This window comes from Klenkia terrae (assembly GCF_900491935.1).
Taxonomy (GTDB): Bacteria; Actinomycetota; Actinomycetes; order Mycobacteriales; family Geodermatophilaceae; genus Klenkia; species Klenkia terrae.
The window spans coordinates 3,280,642-3,296,775 of sequence record NZ_UEXK01000004.1 but is presented as its reverse complement, the minus strand read 5'-3'; the positions used below and the strand labels follow the sequence as shown (position 1 = coordinate 3,296,775).

Sequence of the window (16,134 nt, the reverse complement as noted above, 5' to 3'; positions counted from 1 at the left end):
GGGTCACCCGGCAGGTGCCAGACTGTCGTCCATCTCTGGAGGGAGACGACCGCACCCGATGGCCACGCCCCGCTTCCTGACCCTCGACGACGTCGCCGAGACGCTCAACGTCTCGTGGTCCCAGGCCTACGCGCTCGTCCGCCGCAAGGAGCTCATCGCCATCCAGATCGGCGGCCGCGGGCAGTGGCGGGTCGAGCGCGACGAGCTCGAGCGCTTCATCCAGCAGAAGTACGCCGAGGCGCGGGGCACGACCCCGCCGCCGGTCGACGCGGTGGCCGCCCCGGAGGGCACGACCGCCGCCGACTGACCGACCCCGGACCGACCATCGTCAGTCCGACCCGGGCACCACCGACACCACCACGGCCAGGGCCTCCAGCACCACGAGCTGCACCGACCGGACCGCTCCCCGGCGCCGGGGCTGGTCCAGGTGGTGCTCGGCCAGCTCCAGGAAGTCCGCGCCCACCCGGTCGACCGTCCCGGTCAGCACCGTGCCGTCGTCGAGCAGGCACCGCACCGGCGCCCGGTCCCGGGCCAGTCCGCGGACGGCCCGCCGCAGGTCCCACGACCGGGCGACCGGTCCCTCCTCCCGGCCGGCTGCGGTCGCGCCCCCCGGCCCGGTCACGACCCGCACGGCACCGGTCGACACCAGCAGGTCGCGGCCCTGGTCGTCGGTCAGCAGCAGCCAGTCGACGCCGACGTCGCGCAGCCGGCCCTCGACCGCACCGGCGCCGCGGCAGACCACCCGGACCGGGTGGCCGAGGGCGCCGCGCACCCGGTCGACCCAGCGGACCGCACCGGTCTCGGCCCGGGCCCGGGACCCGGCGACCGCGTTCTCCTCGGCCGCCTCCTCGGCCTCGAAGGCGGCGTCGAGCTCGGCGAACAGCTGCTCCCAGCGCATGCCGCGACACAGTAGCCGTCCACAGACCCGTGCGTTTGGTTGCGTTTGCTGCGTTCGGTCGTGTTCGATGCGCTTCATGGACGAGGTGGCGCGATGACGGTGCGGCGGTGGGCGACCACGACGGTGGTGATGGCCGTCGTCGGCGTCCTCCTGTGGGCCGCGGCCCCCGACCCGGGCACGGTGGCCGCGGCGACCACCGACCCCCAGCGGCTGGTGGACATCCAGGGACCCGACGCCCTGGTCACCCTGCTGGCCTGGGCGCTGGCCGCCGCGTGCTGGTGCTGGGGGTCGCTCGGGCTGCTGCTCACCGCGGCCAGCGCCGCCCCCGGACTCGGCGGACGACTGGCCGGTGCGCTGCTGACCGTCGTGCTGCCCGCCGGGTTGCGCCGCGCGGCCGCCCTGGCCGTCGGCGTCTCGTTGGTCGCCGCCCCGGGCGTCGCCCTCGGCTCCCCCGGCCCGACCCCCAGCACCACCGTCGTCTCGAGCACCGTGGGGAGCACCCTCTCGAGCACCGTGGGGAGCACCGCCTCGAGCACGGGCCCGGCGACGGCCGCCTGGTCCGACGTCGGTCCTGCTGCGGCCCCGCCGGTCCCCGACTGGCCGGCCCCGGTGACCGCCGCCGAGCACGTCGTGGTGCGCGGGGACTGCCTCTGGGACATCGCCGCGGCGTGGCTCGCGACCCGCGGACCGGCCACCGACGACCAGGTCCAGGACGCGGTGCAGGCGTGGTGGCAGACCAACGCCGACGTCGTCGGTCCCGACCCCGACCTGCTGCTCCCCGGGCAGGTCCTGCGCGCCCCGCCCCNTGAACGACACCGGGCCGCACCGGCCGCCGCCAAGCGCAGGACGCGCGCAGCCTCAGATGTGAAGAAGAGCCGGGCCCCGCGCCGGGCGCCGCCCGGGGACCGCCTCCGGGATCGCCGCCGCCGGGCGGTGCCCACCGGGGGGGGGGGCGGGCGCTGCCCGACCCCGCACCGGCCGCGCACCGCCTGGTGACGATGACCCTGGAGGCGTTCAGCGGGCGGCGCCCGTTCGCCCAGCTGCAGGCGGCCTACACGCTGCCGGTGTTCACCGCGGTCAGCCGTGGGCGGCGCCCGGCCTGGTGCGTCGAGGGCACCGGGCCGTTGCTCGTGGGTGCGGTGCGGGTCGCCGAACCCGTCGAGGGCGTCGCCGAGGTGTGCGCGGTGGCCCGGCGCAACGGGCGGGCGCACGCCGTGGCCGCCCGCCTGGAGGCGCTCGACGGCCGTTGGCGGTGCACCGCCCTGCAGATCGGCTGACGGGCCCCCTCGCGCCTGCGAGGGGGCCGTTCGCTCAGGCCCCGGTGACCCCGTGGCACTGCTTGTACTTCTTGCCCGACCCGCACGGGCACGGGGCGTTGCGGGCCGGCGCCTTGGTGCCGGTGACCGTGGCCGACTTGGCCGCCGCGCCCTTGCCGCCGCCGGAGCGCCGGGTCTCGGCCTCGCCGTCCAGGCCGGGGGCCGAGTAGCTGAGGTCGTCCGTGGACTGCGGGCGGTCCAGCCCCTTCACCGCCAGCTCGGGGCCGGTGCCGGTCGAGGTCGACGACACCGGGGCCGCAGGGGCCGCCGCCGCGGCGGACGACCGGCGCGCCGAGGCCGCCGGGGCGGCCGCGCTCGCCGGGGCCGCGGGCGGTGCGTCCTCGACCGGGGCGGGCTTCATGAGCTCGGCGGCGCGGGCGGCCGCGGCGCGGGCCAGCACCTTGTCGTTGCCCGACTGCGCGCGGGCCAGCGCCTCGGCCTCGGCGGTGTCCTGCTTGGCCTTGGCCTCGGCCTCCTGCTGCTCCTTGGTCTTGACCTCCAGGTTGAACAGGAAGCCGACCGACTCCTCCTTGATGCCGTCGAGCATCGCGTTGAACATGTCGTAGCCCTCGCGCTGGTACTCCACGACCGGGTCGCGGTTGGCCATCGCGCGCAGGTGGATGCCGGCCCGCAGGTAGTCCATCTCGTAGAGGTGCTCGCGCCACTTGCGGTCCAGCACGCTCAGCAGCACCCGGCGCTCGAGCTCCCGGGTGACGTCGCTGCCCAGGGTCTCCTCGCGCACCTCGTACTGCGCCTGGACGTCGGCGAGCAGCTCGCGCTTGAGCACGTCGGCGGTGAGCGCGGACTGGTCGCCCTCGGCGTGGTCGTCGAGCAGCTCCTGCTGGGTGAGGCCGACCGGGTAGAGCGCCTTGAGCCCGGTCCACAGCTGGTCGAGGTCCCAGTCCTCGGCGTACCCGGCCTCGGTGGCGCCGTCGACGTAGGCGCCCACGACGTCGTCCAGCATCGACTCGACCTGCTCGTGCAGGTCCTCGCCGTCCAGGACCTTGCGGCGCTCGTCGTAGATGACGGTGCGCTGGCGGTTGAGGACCTCGTCGTACTTGAGGACGTCCTTGCGGGTCTCGAAGTTCTGCTGCTCGACCTGGGTCTGCGCCGACCGGATCGCGCGGCTGACCATCTTGGACTCGATCGGCTGGTCCTCGGGGACCCGCAGCGTGGTCATCATCGACTCGAGCATCGGTCCGTTGAACCGGCGCATCAGGTCATCGCCCAGCGACAGGTAGAACCGGGACTCCCCCGGGTCGCCCTGGCGGCCGGCGCGGCCGCGCAGCTGGTTGTCGATGCGGCGGCTCTCGTGCCGCTCGGTGCCCAGGACGTAGAGACCGCCGGCGTCGACGACCTCCTCGTGCTCCTTGGCGACCTGGGCCTTGGCGTCGGCCAGCTCGTCGTCCCAGGCGGCCTCGTACTCCTCCGGGGTGTCGGTGGGGTTGAGCCCGCGGGCGCGCAGCGCGTCGTCGGCGATGACCTCGGGGTTGCCGCCGAGCTGGATGTCGGTGCCGCGGCCGGCCATGTTGGTGGCCACGGTGACCGCCGAGAGCCGCCCCGCCTGGGCCACGATCGCGGCCTCCCGGGCGTGGTTCTTGGCGTTGAGCACCTCGTGCGGGATGCCGCGCTGGAGCAGCACCTTGGAGACCATCTCGGACTTCTCGACGCTGGCCGTGCCGACCAGCACCGGCTGCCCGGCCTCGACCCGCTCGGCGATGTCGTCGACGACGGCCTCGAACTTGGCCTTCTCCGTCTTGTAGATGACGTCGGAGCGGTCCTCGCGGACCATCGGCCGGTTGGTCGGGATCGGCACGACGCCGACCTTGTAGGTCTGGTTGAGCTCGGCCGCCTCGGTCTGGGCGGTGCCGGTCATCCCCGACAGCTTCTCGTAGAGCCGGAAGTAGTTCTGCAGCGTGATCGTGGCGAGGGTCTGGTTCTCGTCCTTGATCGCCACCTTCTCCTTGGCCTCGATGGCCTGGTGCATGCCCTCGTTGTAGCGGCGCCCGGCGAGCACGCGGCCGGTGAACTCGTCGACGATGAGCACCTCGCCGTTGGTGACGATGTACTCGTGGTCCTTGTGGAAGAGCTCCTTGGCCTTCAACGCGTTGTTGAGGTAGCCGATGAGCGGGGTGTTGACCGCCTCGTAGAGGTTGTCGATGCCGAGTTGGTCCTCGACGAACTCGACGCCCTCCTCGGTGATCGCGACGGTCCGCTTGGACTCCTCGACCTCGTAGTGCCGGTCGCGCTTGAGCAGCGGGGCGATCCGGGCGAACTCGCCGTACCACTTGGCCGACTGCTCGGCCGGACCGCTGATGATCAGGGGGGTACGGGCCTCGTCGATGAGGATGGAGTCGACCTCGTCGACGATGGCGAAGTGGTGGCCGCGCTGCACCAGGTCGGCCTGGGACCAGGCCATGTTGTCGCGCAGGTAGTCGAAGCCGAACTCGTTGTTCGTGCCGTGGGTGATGTCGTGGGCGTACTGCTCGCGGCGCTGGGCCGGCTTCTCCCCGGACAGGATCGTGCCCACCGACAGCCCCAGGAACCGGTGCACCCGGCCCATCCACTCGGCGTCGCGCTTGGCCAGGTAGTCGTTGGTGGTGACCACGTGCACGCCGTCGCCGGTCAGCGCGTTGAGGTAGGCCGGCAGGACGCCGGTCAGGGTCTTGCCCTCACCGGTGCGCATCTCGGCGATGTTGCCCAGGTGCAGCGCGGCCCCGCCCATCAGCTGCACGCGGTAGTGCCGCTGGCCCAGCGTGCGCCCGGCGCCCTCGCGGACGACGGCGAACGCCTCCGGGAGCATGGAGTCCAGCGACTCGCCGTCGGCGTAGCGGGTCTTGAACTCGTCGGTCTTGGCCCGCAGCTCGGCGTCGGTCAGGTCGACGACGTCGGGCTCGAGGGACTCGACCGCGTCGGCGATCTTGGACAGCCGCCGGACGAGCTTGCCTTCGCCCGCGCGCAGGATCTTGGAGAACACCACGCGACCAATGTAGTGCGGTCCCGCCACCGTGCCCCGGCCCCCGACCTGGACCGGCGCGGCCTGTGCGCCGCCTCAGCGCAGGACGAGCGCCCCGGCCCTCGGGTCCAGCACGACCTCCTTGGCACCGGTGCGCATGCCCTCGAGCACCGCGTCGACGACGGCCTGCCGGTCGAAGCCGGCCGGCAGCTTCGGCGGCGACCCGGCCAGCGCCCGGTCGACCAGCCCGGTCTCGACGTGCGGCGGCTTGACGTCGAGCACCGCCAGCCGGCGTGGGCGCAGCTCCCGGCGCAGCACCGAGGCCCAGGACGACAGCGCCGCCTTGGACGCCGAGTACTCGGCCATGTGCAGGGTGGGCGCGTCGGCCACCACCGCGGACAGCAGGACGACGGCGCCGCCGTCGGTCAGCAGCGGGAGGGTCGCGCGCACCAGGCTCATCGGCCCGAGGGTGTTCACCGCGAACACCTCCTCCACGACGGCGTCGTCGGCGTCCGCGGCCGGGCCGAACGCGACCACCCCGCTGGCCACCACCACCGCGTCCAGACCGCCCAGGGCCGCAGCCGCCTCCCCGGCAGCTGCCCGGCCGGACTCGACGTCCACGACGTCCAGCCCCTGCGCCGGGACCCCGCCCAGGTCGGCGGCCAGCGCGGCCAGCCGGTCGGGATCGCGCCCGGCCACCGCCACCTGGGCCCCGGCGTCGACCAGCCCCCGGGCCAGCGCACCGCCCAGCACCCCGGTCGCCCCGACCACCCACACGCGCGCACCCTGGAGTTCCACCCGGTGATCGTCCCCCGCCACCGGCACTTGCGCAGGTCAGAGCAGTGGCCTCCGGGCGCCCGTACGCTGCGCCGGTGACCCGAGACGAGTTGTCCGAGGACCTGCGCGCGTTCTTCACCGAGCGGCACCTGGCGACGCTGACGACGCTGCGCGCCGACGGCAGCCCGCACGTCGTCCCGGTCGGCGTCACCTTCGACGTCGATGCCCGCACGGCCCGGGTGATCACCTCGGGCACGTCGGTGAAGGCCGGGCACGTGCGCGCCGGGGCCGGCACCGCCCGGGTGGCGGTCTGCCAGGTCGACGGCCGGCGCTGGACGACGCTCGAGGGCACCGCGACCCTGCGCGAGGACCCGGAGTCCGTCGCCGACGCCGTGCAGCGCTACGCCGCCCGCTACCGCCAGCCGCGGGTCAACCCGGCCCGGGTGGTGCTGGAGATCGCGGTCGACCGCGTCCTCGGCAACGTGTAGACGCACCGACGGCCCGCCCCGCGGGAGCAGGACGGGCCGTCGGTGCGGTCGGTCAGACCGACGCGGGTTCGCGCTCGGCGGTGCGGGCCACGTCGACCACGGGCTGGCCGGCGAGCCGGATGAGGCCGTAGTCGTAGGCGTGCCGGCGGTAGACCACCGTCGGCTGGCCGGTCTCGGCGCAGGCGAAGAGGAAGAAGTCGTGGCCGACGAGCTCCATCTCGTGCAGCGCCTGGTCCACGGTCATCGGGGTGGCCGGGTGCTGCTTCTCGCGGACGACCTGGCCGGGCAGGTGCTCCGGGAGGTCGGTGCGGTGCTCGCCCTCGGCGAGGGCGGCGTCCAGGGCCAGCGCGGTGGCGGCGTCGACCTGGGCGGCCGAGGAGTCGACCCGGACGCTGGCCGGGGTCCGCCGGCCGTGGTGCACCCGGCGCCGGTCGGCGGCGCGCCGCAGCCGGTTCTCCAGCTTGGCCACGGCGGCGTCCAGCGCGGACTGGAAGTCCGCGGCGCAGGCCTCGGCCCGGACGACGGGGCCCTTGCCCCGCAGGGTGATCTCCACGCGCTGGCAGTTCGCGGACTGGCGTGGGTTCTTCTCGTGGAGCAGCTCCACGTCGAGGCGCTCGATCTTGGCGTCGAAGCGCTCGAGCTGGCCGACCTTGTCCTCGACGTGCTGCCGGAAGTGCTCGGGCACCTCGACGTTGCGACCTCGGACGACGATCTCCATGTGACCTCCCGAACTCGGGTGTGATCGACCCGACGCTAGCCCCGGTCCGGCCGGTCCGACAGTGGGCAGACCGGGTTGCCCGCCGGTTCACCGCTCACGCACCGTGAACACCCCAGGTCCGGGCCCGACGGCGGCGACCGGACGGCCGCGGGGGGTGGCTGCGACGACCGCGGCCACGACCGGCGTGTCGTGCCGGCGCGCCGCGGGGATCAGCACGGCGGCGGCCTCGGTGACCGACGCCCCGCTGCTGACCACGTCGTCGACCACCACCAGCAGGCCGCTCCCCCGCCGGACCGGTTCGCGCAGCACGAAGGTGCCGGCCAGGTTGGCCCGCCGCTGCCGGGCGTCCAGCCCGGCCGAGTCGCGGACCCGGCCGCGCCGGCCCAGCAGACGTGCCGCGGTCACCGGCACGCCGGCCCGGCGCAGCTCGCGCACGGCGGCCCGGGTCAGCTCGGCGACGTGGTCCCGGCCGCGCTCGCGCACGGCGGCCCGGCTGCTCGGCAACGGCACGAGCAGCACCGGCCCGCCGCCGGCACCCGCGCGGACCACCACCACGGCCAGCGCGAGGGCGGCACCCAGCGGTGCGGCCAGCTCGGTGCGCCCGTGCTCCTTGAACGCGTTCACCACCGGGCGGACCGGCCCGGCGTAGGCCGCGGCGGCCACCGTCGGCGGGAACCCGTCGGGGTGCCGGCGCGGGGTGGCCAGCCGGGGCCGGGCCAGCAGGGCGGCGCAGCGGGGGCACAGCAGGCAGCCCGGGTGCCCGCAGCCGGCGCACACCCGGGGCAGCACGAGGTCGACCAGCGGTTCGAGCACCCGGGGCAGCACCGACCGAGCCTGCACCCGGGCCGGCACGCGGCCGGGCCAGCGAGCCCCCCTGTGCACGGGACCCCCGCACTGTGGACGACGAGGCCCGCCGCGGGCTCAGAGGGGGTAGAAGGGGGCGCTGCCGCCCAGCGGCTCCTGGCCGCGCACCAGGGTCGACCAGGTCCCCGACACCAGCTGCCACAGCGTGCCGCCGGCGACCACCAGGGGGGTGCGGCTAGGCGCGGCGGCCACCGCGGTGGGCTGGGCCGGGAGCCCGGAGCGGCTCAGCGTCGTCAGGTCCCAGCCGTCCACCCCGACCGAGTAGGGCGCCGTCCCGTCCTCGTCCTGGGCGCCGGCCAGGACGACCAGCTCCGAGGCCGCCCGCCAGGCGACGTCGACCACCTGGGACAGCTCGGGGGCCACCGACCGCAGGTCGCGGACGGCGACCTGGTCGTCGCTGCGCACCACGGTGCCCACCAGCAGCTCGCCGCCGTCGGGCCCGTCGACGACGACGGCGGCCCGGACCCCGTCGGGCGAGAGCTGGAAGACCCGGGCGGCGCCCTGCTCGGGCAGGGTCGGGGCGCTGACCGTCTGCGGCGTGCCGGTCGCCGGCACCCGGATGACCTCGCTGCCGTCGCGGACGGTCCACACCTCGGCGCGGGTGGCCGCGGTCGTCGGGTCGGTGAAGGACCCGGCCGGGAGGACCGGGGCCAGCGCACCCCCGTACGGCCCCACCAGGAGGGTGGCCGTGCCGCCGGCGACCGACACCCCGACGGTGGTGCCCAGGGCATTGGTGCGGGCGTCGGCGGTCACGGCGGCGGCGCTGAGCGCGTACTGACCGGTGCCGGCGGGCCCGGGCGCGGCCTCCCCGGCGGTGACGGTGCGCAGGGCGCCGTCGGCGACGTAGTGCCCGACCGAGACCGCGGGGACGGCATCGGGGTCGAAGGACGCCCAGTCGTCGACGGTCTGCACGTCGGGGACGCCGGAGACGTCCACGGGGGCGCCGTCGACCCGGACCCGGACCGCTCGGACGTCGTCGAGCTGGTCCAGCGACCAGACGAGCTGGGCGCACAGCACGTTGAGCGCATCGGCGTTGTCGGCGGGCAGGCCGGTCAGGTCCACGGTGGCGACCTGCTGGGCGATCCGCACGTTGCTGCGCAGCTCGGCGCCGGTCAGCGGGTTGGCGACCCCGGCCGACAGGACGGCGGAGGGGCCGGTCAGCAGCCGGTCCACCAGTGCGGTGGCCTGGGACTCCCCCGACACCAGGAACCGGGGGTCGGGGACGACCCGGGTGCCGGTGGGGTCCAGGAAGTAGGCGTTGACCTCGTCGTAGGTGCGGGCGAAGTCCGGCTCCAGGAGCACCAGCCCGTCCCGGGGGTCGGCGATCCGCCACTCGCCGTCCTCCTGCACGAGGGTGAAGACCTGGTCGTAGGTCTGCCCGCTGCCGGTGGTGAAGGCGCCCTGCGCGTCGACGCCGCCGACCAGACCGGCGGTGACCGCGACGGTGTCGTCGTCCCCGGCGACCGGGGCGTAGTCGGAGCTGATCACGGTGATGGCGCCGGTGTCGCTCCAGCTGTCCGCGGCCTCGCCGGTGAGGTACTGGCGGGCGACCGGGTGGTTGCGGGTGGTGCTGGCCATGGCGTCGACGAAGCCGCGGACGATCTCCTCGCGGCTGGCCCCGGCGACCGGGGGCAGCGCCTCGATGCCGACGTCCTCCGGCGGGTCGGCGACCTGGGTGATCTCCACCGGCGACGAGCTGGTGGGCACCGTGCCGCACCCGGCCAGGACGACGGCCAGCGCGACGAACGCCGGGCGGGCCCTCACCGCGGGCTCCGCGGGCGGCGGCGGACGACGACGGGGCGCAGCGGCAGCGGGGACCCGGTGAGGTCGGTCCCCGCGACCAGCGGCAGGGTCAACCGGAACTGGGCGCCCTGGTCGGGCTGGCCCCACACCTGCAGCCACCCGCCGTGCAGGCGGGCGTCCTCCAGGCTGATCGACAGCCCCAGGCCGGAGCCGCCGACGGTGCGCACCCGGGCGGGGTCGGCCCGCCAGAACCGGTCGAACACGTGCTGGGCCTCCTCGGAGTCCAGGCCGATGCCGTGGTCGCGGACGGTGATCGCGGCCGCCGTCCGGTTGGCGGCCAGGGTGAGCTCGACCGGGCGGCCGGTTCCGTGCTCGACCGCGTTGCCGACCAGGTTGCGCAGAACGCGCTGCACCCGGCGCGCGTCGATCTCGGCGATGACCGGGCGGTCGGGCACGCGCAGCTCCAGCCGGCAGTCCAGCCGGTCGGCGAGGGAGGTCATGTCCTCGACCACCCGCTCGAGCAGGGGGCCCAGCGCGGTGGGCTCGGCCTCGAGCTCGGCGGCCCCGGCGTCGTAGCGGCTGATCTCCAGCAGGTCCGACAGCATGAGCTCGAACCGGTTGACCTCGGCGTAGAGCAGCTCGGCCGACCGGGCCACGTGCGGGTCGAAGTCCGCCCGGGACTCGTGCAGCACCTCCGCGGCCATCTGCACCGTGGTCAGCGGCGTGCGCAGCTCGTGCGACACGTCGGAGGTGAACCGCTGCTGCAGCTGGGACAGGCCCTCCAGCTGGGTGATCTGCTTCTGCAGGCTGTCGGCCATGGCGTTGAAGCTGCTGGCCAGCCGGGCCAGGTCGTCCTCGCCGTTGACCACCAGGCGCTCCTCCAGCTGACCCGCCGCCAGCCGTTGGGCGCTGCTGGCGGCCCGCCGGACGGGGTCGACGACGAGCCTGGTCACCAGGACGCCGATGCCCACCACGAAGAGGGTCAGCGCGATCCCGCTGATGGCGACGGTGCTGCGCACCAGCGACAGCGTCTCCTGCTCCTGGTCCAGCGGGAAGGCGTAGTACAGGTCGACCTGCTCCCCGCTGGGGCCCTCGACGGGCACGGGGGCACCGATCAGCAGCGTGGGCACCCGGCGGGAGGACCCGTCGTCCACCAGGCCGTACTGCCAGACCTGGGTGCCGGCGTCCACGGCGGCCACCAGCTCGGCGGGCAGGTCCGGGTACAGGCTCTGCCGGCTCTGAGCGGGCCGCGCGGTGTCCCCGGTCCGGTACACCAGCACGGTGTCGAAGTTGCCGGCCGACCCGTTGCGGCTCTGCAGCTCCCGGACGGTGCGGGCCAGCGTGGACCGCACGCTGGCCGCGTCACCGGTCACGATGCCGGCCACCTGCGACTGGGCGTAGGCGACGCCGGCCTGCGCCTGGTCGATCGCCGCGTTGCGCTTGACGGTGAGCAGCTGGGTGCTGATCTGCTGGAACAGCACGATGCTGACCACGACGACGACGACGCCGGCCACCAGCATCGTGATGGCCCCGATGCGGAGCTGGAGCGAGGACCGCCAGGCGTGCCAGCCGGTCGAGGCCCATCCGCGCAGGCGGGTCGCGACCGTCACCGACGGGTCATGCGGGGCCGGCCTTGTAGCCCACCCCGCGCACGGTCAGGACGACCTCCGGCCGCTCCGGGTCGCGCTCGACCTTGGCGCGCAGGCGCTGCACGTGCACGTTGACCAGCCGGGTGTCCGCGGCGTGCCGGTAGCCCCACACCTGCTCGAGCAGCAGCTCGCGGGTGAAGACCTGTCGGGGCTTGCGCGCCAGGGCCACCAGCAGGTCGAACTCCAGCGGGGTCAGCGCGATGGGCTCGCCGCCCCGGCTGACCTGGTGGGCCGGGACGTCGATGGCGACGTCGCCGATGGTGAGCGTCTCGGCCTGCCCGGTCTCCCCGCGCCGCAGCTGAGAGCGCACCCGGGCGACGAGCTCGACGGGCTTGAACGGCTTGGTGACGTAGTCGTCGGCGCCGGCCTCCAGGCCCTGGACGACGTCGATCGTGTCGCCCTTGGCGGTGAGCATGATGATCGGCACGCTGGACTGGGTCCGGATGTCGGCGCAGATCTGCAGGCCGTTGCGCCCAGGCAGCATGAGGTCCAGCAGGACCAGGTCGGGGCGGACCTGCTGGAAGGTCGCCACCGCCCGCGCCCCGTCGGAGACGAAGGCCGGTTCGTAGCCCTCCCGCCGCAGCACGATGCCGAGCATCTCGGCGAGCGCGGCGTCGTCGTCGACGACGAGGACCCGACCGCGGGTGGGACCGGGCAGCGAAGCAGGGGACGGCACGCCCCCATTGTGCGCGAGCCGGTGCAGAACGGGCCGCACCCCGGTCCGGGATCTCCCCCGGCCGGGGTGCGGCTCGCTCCGTGCGGTGGACGCTCACGCGCCCGGCCGCCGGCCCCCTCGCAGGGCCCCGGGGCGCGCGCAGCGTGTCCCGGGGGGCGAGGGGGTCCTTTCAGTAGCGGTAGTGGTCGCTCTTGTACGGGCCCTCGACGGCGACGCCGAGGTAGTCGGCCTGCACCTTGGACAGCTCGGTGAGCTTGACGCCGAGGGCGTCGAGGTGGAGGCGGGCGACCTTCTCGTCGAGGTGCTTGGGGAGCACGGTGACGCCGGGGGTCTTGCCCTCGTAGGCCGCGCGGTTGCCCCACAGCTCGATCTGGGCGAGCACCTGGTTGGTGAAGGAGTTGCTCATCACGAAGCTGGGGTGCCCGGTGGCGTTGCCCAGGTTCAGCAGCCGGCCCTCGGAGAGCACGATGATCGTGTGGCCGTCGGCGAACCGCCACTCGTCGACCTGCGGCTTGATGTTGGTCTTCACGACGCCGGGGATCTTGGCCAGACCGGCCATGTCGATCTCGTTGTCGAAGTGCCCGATGTTCCCGATGATCGCCTGGTGCTTGGTGGCGGCCAGCTGCTCGGCGGAGATGATGTCCTTGTTGCCGGTCGTCGTGATGATGATGTCGGCGGTGCCGATCACGTCGTCCAGCGTGGTGACCTGGTAGCCCTCCATGGCTGCCTGCAGCGCGCAGATCGGGTCGATCTCGGTGACGATGACCCGGGCACCCTGGCCGCGGAGGGCCTCGGCGCTGCCCTTGCCGACGTCGCCGAAGCCGCAGACGACGGCGACCTTGCCGCCGATCATCACGTCGGTGGCGCGGTTGATGCCGTCGATGAGCGAGTGGCGGCAGCCGTAGAGGTTGTCGAACTTGCTCTTGGTGACCGAGTCGTTGACGTTGATCGCCGGGAAGAGCAGGCGGCCGTCGCGGGCGAGCTCGTAGAGCCGCAGGACGCCGGTGGTGGTCTCCTCGGTGACACCCTTGATGGCCTGGCCGATGCGGGTCCAGTACTGCTCGTCGGCGGCGATGGTGTCGCGCAGCACCTGCAGGACGACCGAGAACTCCTCGCTGTCGGACTCGGTGGTGTCGGGCACCGCGCCGTCGGCGGCGAACCGGGTGCCGAGGTGGACCAGCATGGTGGCGTCGCCGCCGTCGTCCAGGATCATGTTCGGGCCGACGACGGTGCCGGCCTCGTCACGGAACTCGAACAGGCGCTGGGTGCACCACCAGTACTCCTCCAGCGACTCGCCCTTCCAGGCGAACACGGGGGTGCCGGACGGGGCGTCGACGGTGCCCTCGGGGCCCACGGCGATGGCCGCGGCGGCGTGGTCCTGGGTGGAGAAGATGTTGCAGGAGACCCAGCGGACATCGGCGCCCAGCGCGGTCAGGGTCTCGATGAGGACGGCGGTCTGCACGGTCATGTGCAGCGAACCCGCGATGCGGGCGCCGGTCAGGGGCTTGTCCTCGCCGAACTCGGCGCGCAGGGCCATCAGACCCGGCATCTCGTGCTCGGCGAGGGAGATCTCCTTGCGGCCGAAGCCGGCGAGGGAGAGGTCGGCGACCTTGAAGTCGTCGGCGGTCAGTACGCGTGCGCCTGTAGAGGCGGTCATGTCGCTCCAGAGTGTCCCGGCCGCGCCAGAGGGGCTGCGGCTGCGTCGGATCTGTTCGTGAGCGAGCATGCCGAGGCTTCGGCGGGGCTCGTGCCGTTGCCCAGGCTACCGGTTCGGCGGCCTGGCGTCTCGCGTACCGGGGGTTCGGACCACCCCCGGTACCTGGTTCACACCGCGCGCAGACCGGTGGTGGCGCGGTACAGGATCGCCGGCCCCTGGGCCTCCAGGGGCGCCCCCGCCGGCACGAAGGCCGACTGCCCGCGACGGAGCACCAGCTCCCCGTCGTCGGTGGTCAGCACGGCGGTGCCCTCGGTGCACAGCAGGACCTGGGGCCCGGCGGTGCGCAGGCTGCCGGCGTAGTCGCCGAGCTCGCACCGGGTGAGCTCGAAGTCCTCCACCGGGACCGGGTAGCGCAGGCCGCCGGGCCCGAGCACCGGGTGCAGGACCGGCACCCGGCCGTCGCCGAAGTCGAGCACCTCGACCAGTGCGGCGAGGTCGACGTGCTTGGCCGTCAGCCCGCCCCGCAGCACGTTGTCCGAGCTGGCCATCACCTCGATGCCCGCCCCGCACAGGTAGGCGTGCAGGTTTCCCGCGGGCAGGAAGACCGCCTCGCCCGGCGCCAGCTTGAGGTGGTTGCACAGCAGCGAGATGACCACCCCGATGTCGCCGGGGTAGGTCTGCGCCAGGCTGGCCGCCCAGCGGTAGGTGTTGATGAACTCGGGGTCGTGCGCGGCCACGAAGGTGGCGGCCTTGGCCGCGACCGCGGTCACCAGGGACTGCCGCCGCCGCGCCGACAGCGCCAGGAGCTGCGGCACGGCGACCTGCAGCCCGCCGCGCGCGAGGGCCGCGATGGTCGGCTTGAGCTCGGGCAGCTGGAGCTTGGCCAGGCAGTGCAGCGACTCCTCGACCGGGCGGAAGCCGCAGAGCGCCTCGACCGGGGTCATCGCGAGCAGGATCTCGGGCTTGTGGTGCGGATCCTTGAACGTCCGGGTCGGGTCGTCCTTCGGGATCCCCGCGGCCTCCTCGGCGGCGAACCCGACCTCGGCCTGCGCCGTGGTGGGGTGCGCCTGCAGCGACAGCGGCGACTCCGCGGCCAGCACCTTCATGAGGAAGGGCAGCCGGTCACCGAACCGCTGCCGGACCACCGGCCCCAGGAGCCGGTCGGGTTCGGCCGCGATGGCCGCGTCCAGGCCCCGCCCGTCCGACAGCCGGCTCGGGGCGTCGGGGTGGGCACCCATCCACAGCTCGGCGAAGGGCTCGGTGGCCGGGGACGCCTCACCCAGCAGCTCCGGGATGACGGTGCGACTTCCCCACGGGTAGTGCCTGATGGTGTTCGTCAGCTGCCACATCGTGCGCGAGGCTACCGGGGCGAGGGTCACCCCTCCGACGTCGACGACCCCGGGGCAGAACTTGAGGACCGCTCACCCGCACTGGGCTGTCCGGCCCGGCGGATGTCGGGCTCGAGGTAGATGACCGTGGCGATCGGGACGGCGGCCCGGATCCTCGCCTCCGCCTCGTCGATGGCCCGGGCGACGGCCTCGGCGGTGTCGTCGTGCCGAACCGCGATCTTGGCGGCGACCAGCAGCTCCTCCGGCGCGAGGTGCTGGGTGCGCAGGTGGATCACCGACTCGACGTGCTCGCCGCCCTCGAGCGCGGTCCGGATGTCGCGCTGCACGGCTTCGGTGGCGGCCTCGCCCAGCAGCAGGCTCTTGGTCTCCACGGCCAGCACCGAGGCGACCGCGATGAGGAGGACGCCGATGGCCACCGTCCCCAACCCGTCGTAGACCCCGTCGCCGGTGGCGGTGGTCAGCCCCACGCCCAGCATCGCCAGGACCAGGCCGGTGAGCGCGGCGGTGTCCTCGAGCAGGACGACGGGCAGCTCGGGGGCCCGGGCGTTGCGGATGAAGGCCCAGTAGCTCTCCCCCGCCGGCCGCACCGCGTTGGTCTCCCTGACCGCCGTCCGCAGCGAGAAGGACTCCAGAACGATCGCCACGCCCAGGACGCCGAACGCCCACACCGGGCTGGTCAGCTCCTCCGGCGCCAGGATCTTGTGCACGCCCTCGTAGACGGCGAAGACACCGCCGACGCTGAACAGCACCACCGCCACCAGGAACCCGTAGACGAAGCGGTCGCGACCGAAGCCGAACGGGTGCTGCGCGGTCGGCCGGCGCTTCGAGGTGCGGCCGCAGATCAGCAGCAGCACCTGGTTGCCCGAGTCGGCCACCGAGTGGATGGCCTCGGCGAGCATCGAGGACGCGCCGGTGACCAGGAAGGCGACGAACTTGGCGACCGCGATGCCCAGGTTGGCCAGCAGGGCGGCGACGATCGCCCGGGCGCTGCCGCCGTGGCCGCCGTCGGCGTTCTCGGTGGTGGCCTCGGTCTGTTGCGTCAC

Annotated in this window: 14 protein-coding genes; 3 read left to right on the top strand and 11 right to left on the bottom strand. The window is 74.0% G+C overall.

What is annotated here, in order from left to right:
* Window positions 1-58: 58 nt before the first annotated feature.
* Window positions 59-307 (top strand): helix-turn-helix domain-containing protein, encoded by a 249-nt coding sequence (locus tag LFA75_RS16505; protein ID WP_225234698.1) that lies wholly within the window; start codon window positions 59-61, stop codon window positions 305-307.
* Window positions 308-328: 21 nt separating this feature from the next.
* Here the strand turns inward: LFA75_RS16505 and LFA75_RS16500 are convergent, their stop codons facing one another.
* Window positions 329-898, bottom strand: a complete 570-nt coding sequence (locus LFA75_RS16500; protein WP_225234697.1) for a hypothetical protein — start codon at window positions 896-898, stop codon at window positions 329-331.
* A gap of 998 nt (window positions 899-1,896) precedes the next feature.
* On the opposite strand from LFA75_RS16500, the gene LFA75_RS16495 reads away from it, so the two are divergent.
* The gene (locus LFA75_RS16495) at window positions 1,897-2,175 is read left to right on the top strand and encodes an Rv3235 family protein (protein WP_380095822.1); all 279 of its coding nucleotides are present in this window, start codon (window positions 1,897-1,899) and stop codon (window positions 2,173-2,175) included.
* A 34-nt stretch (window positions 2,176-2,209) separates the two neighbouring features.
* On the opposite strand, the gene secA is transcribed toward LFA75_RS16495, so the two are convergent.
* Entirely contained in the window at window positions 2,210-5,194 is a 2,985-nt protein-coding gene (gene secA / locus LFA75_RS16490; protein ID WP_225234696.1) for a preprotein translocase subunit SecA, read from the bottom strand.
* A 72-nt stretch (window positions 5,195-5,266) separates the two neighbouring features.
* Entirely contained in the window at window positions 5,267-5,968 is a 702-nt protein-coding gene (locus LFA75_RS16485) for an SDR family NAD(P)-dependent oxidoreductase (RefSeq protein ID WP_225234695.1), read from the bottom strand.
* A gap of 74 nt (window positions 5,969-6,042) precedes the next feature.
* On the opposite strand from LFA75_RS16485, the gene LFA75_RS16480 reads away from it, so the two are divergent.
* Window positions 6,043-6,435 (top strand): pyridoxamine 5'-phosphate oxidase family protein, encoded by a 393-nt coding sequence (locus tag LFA75_RS16480; RefSeq protein ID WP_225234694.1) that lies wholly within the window; start codon window positions 6,043-6,045, stop codon window positions 6,433-6,435.
* Window positions 6,436-6,487: 52 nt separating this feature from the next.
* On the opposite strand, the gene hpf is transcribed toward LFA75_RS16480, so the two are convergent.
* The 8 genes from hpf to LFA75_RS16440 form a co-directional block, all read right to left on the bottom strand.
* On the bottom strand, window positions 6,488-7,153 hold the full coding sequence (hpf, locus tag LFA75_RS16475; protein ID WP_225234693.1) for a ribosome hibernation-promoting factor, HPF/YfiA family: 666 nt from the start codon (window positions 7,151-7,153) through the stop codon (window positions 6,488-6,490).
* Between the two features lie 87 nt (window positions 7,154-7,240).
* Window positions 7,241-7,978, bottom strand: coding sequence for a ComF family protein (locus LFA75_RS16470; RefSeq protein ID WP_225234692.1), 738 nt, complete (start codon window positions 7,976-7,978; stop codon window positions 7,241-7,243).
* Window positions 7,979-8,074: 96 nt separating this feature from the next.
* Complete coding sequence (locus LFA75_RS16465) at window positions 8,075-9,781, bottom strand: LpqB family beta-propeller domain-containing protein (RefSeq protein WP_225234691.1); 1,707 nt, start codon at window positions 9,779-9,781, stop codon at window positions 8,075-8,077.
* Complete coding sequence (gene mtrB, locus LFA75_RS16460; protein WP_225234690.1) at window positions 9,778-11,370, bottom strand: MtrAB system histidine kinase MtrB; 1,593 nt, start codon at window positions 11,368-11,370, stop codon at window positions 9,778-9,780. The genes LFA75_RS16465 and mtrB overlap by 4 nt, the downstream gene beginning before the upstream one ends.
* Window positions 11,371-11,377: 7 nt before the next feature.
* The gene (mtrA, locus tag LFA75_RS16455; RefSeq protein ID WP_225234689.1) at window positions 11,378-12,085 is read right to left on the bottom strand and encodes an MtrAB system response regulator MtrA; all 708 of its coding nucleotides are present in this window, start codon (window positions 12,083-12,085) and stop codon (window positions 11,378-11,380) included.
* 169 nt (window positions 12,086-12,254) lie between these two features.
* Window positions 12,255-13,742, bottom strand: coding sequence for an adenosylhomocysteinase (gene ahcY, locus LFA75_RS16450; RefSeq protein WP_225234688.1), 1,488 nt, complete (start codon window positions 13,740-13,742; stop codon window positions 12,255-12,257).
* A gap of 167 nt (window positions 13,743-13,909) precedes the next feature.
* Window positions 13,910-15,091 carry a mannose-6-phosphate isomerase, class I gene (manA, locus tag LFA75_RS16445; RefSeq protein ID WP_225234687.1) on the bottom strand — a complete coding sequence of 394 codons (1,182 nt, stop codon included), beginning with the start codon at window positions 15,089-15,091 and terminating at the stop codon, window positions 13,910-13,912.
* 26 nt (window positions 15,092-15,117) lie between these two features.
* Window positions 15,118-16,134 carry a cation diffusion facilitator family transporter gene (locus LFA75_RS16440; protein WP_225234686.1) on the bottom strand — a complete coding sequence of 339 codons (1,017 nt, stop codon included), beginning with the start codon at window positions 16,132-16,134 and terminating at the stop codon, window positions 15,118-15,120.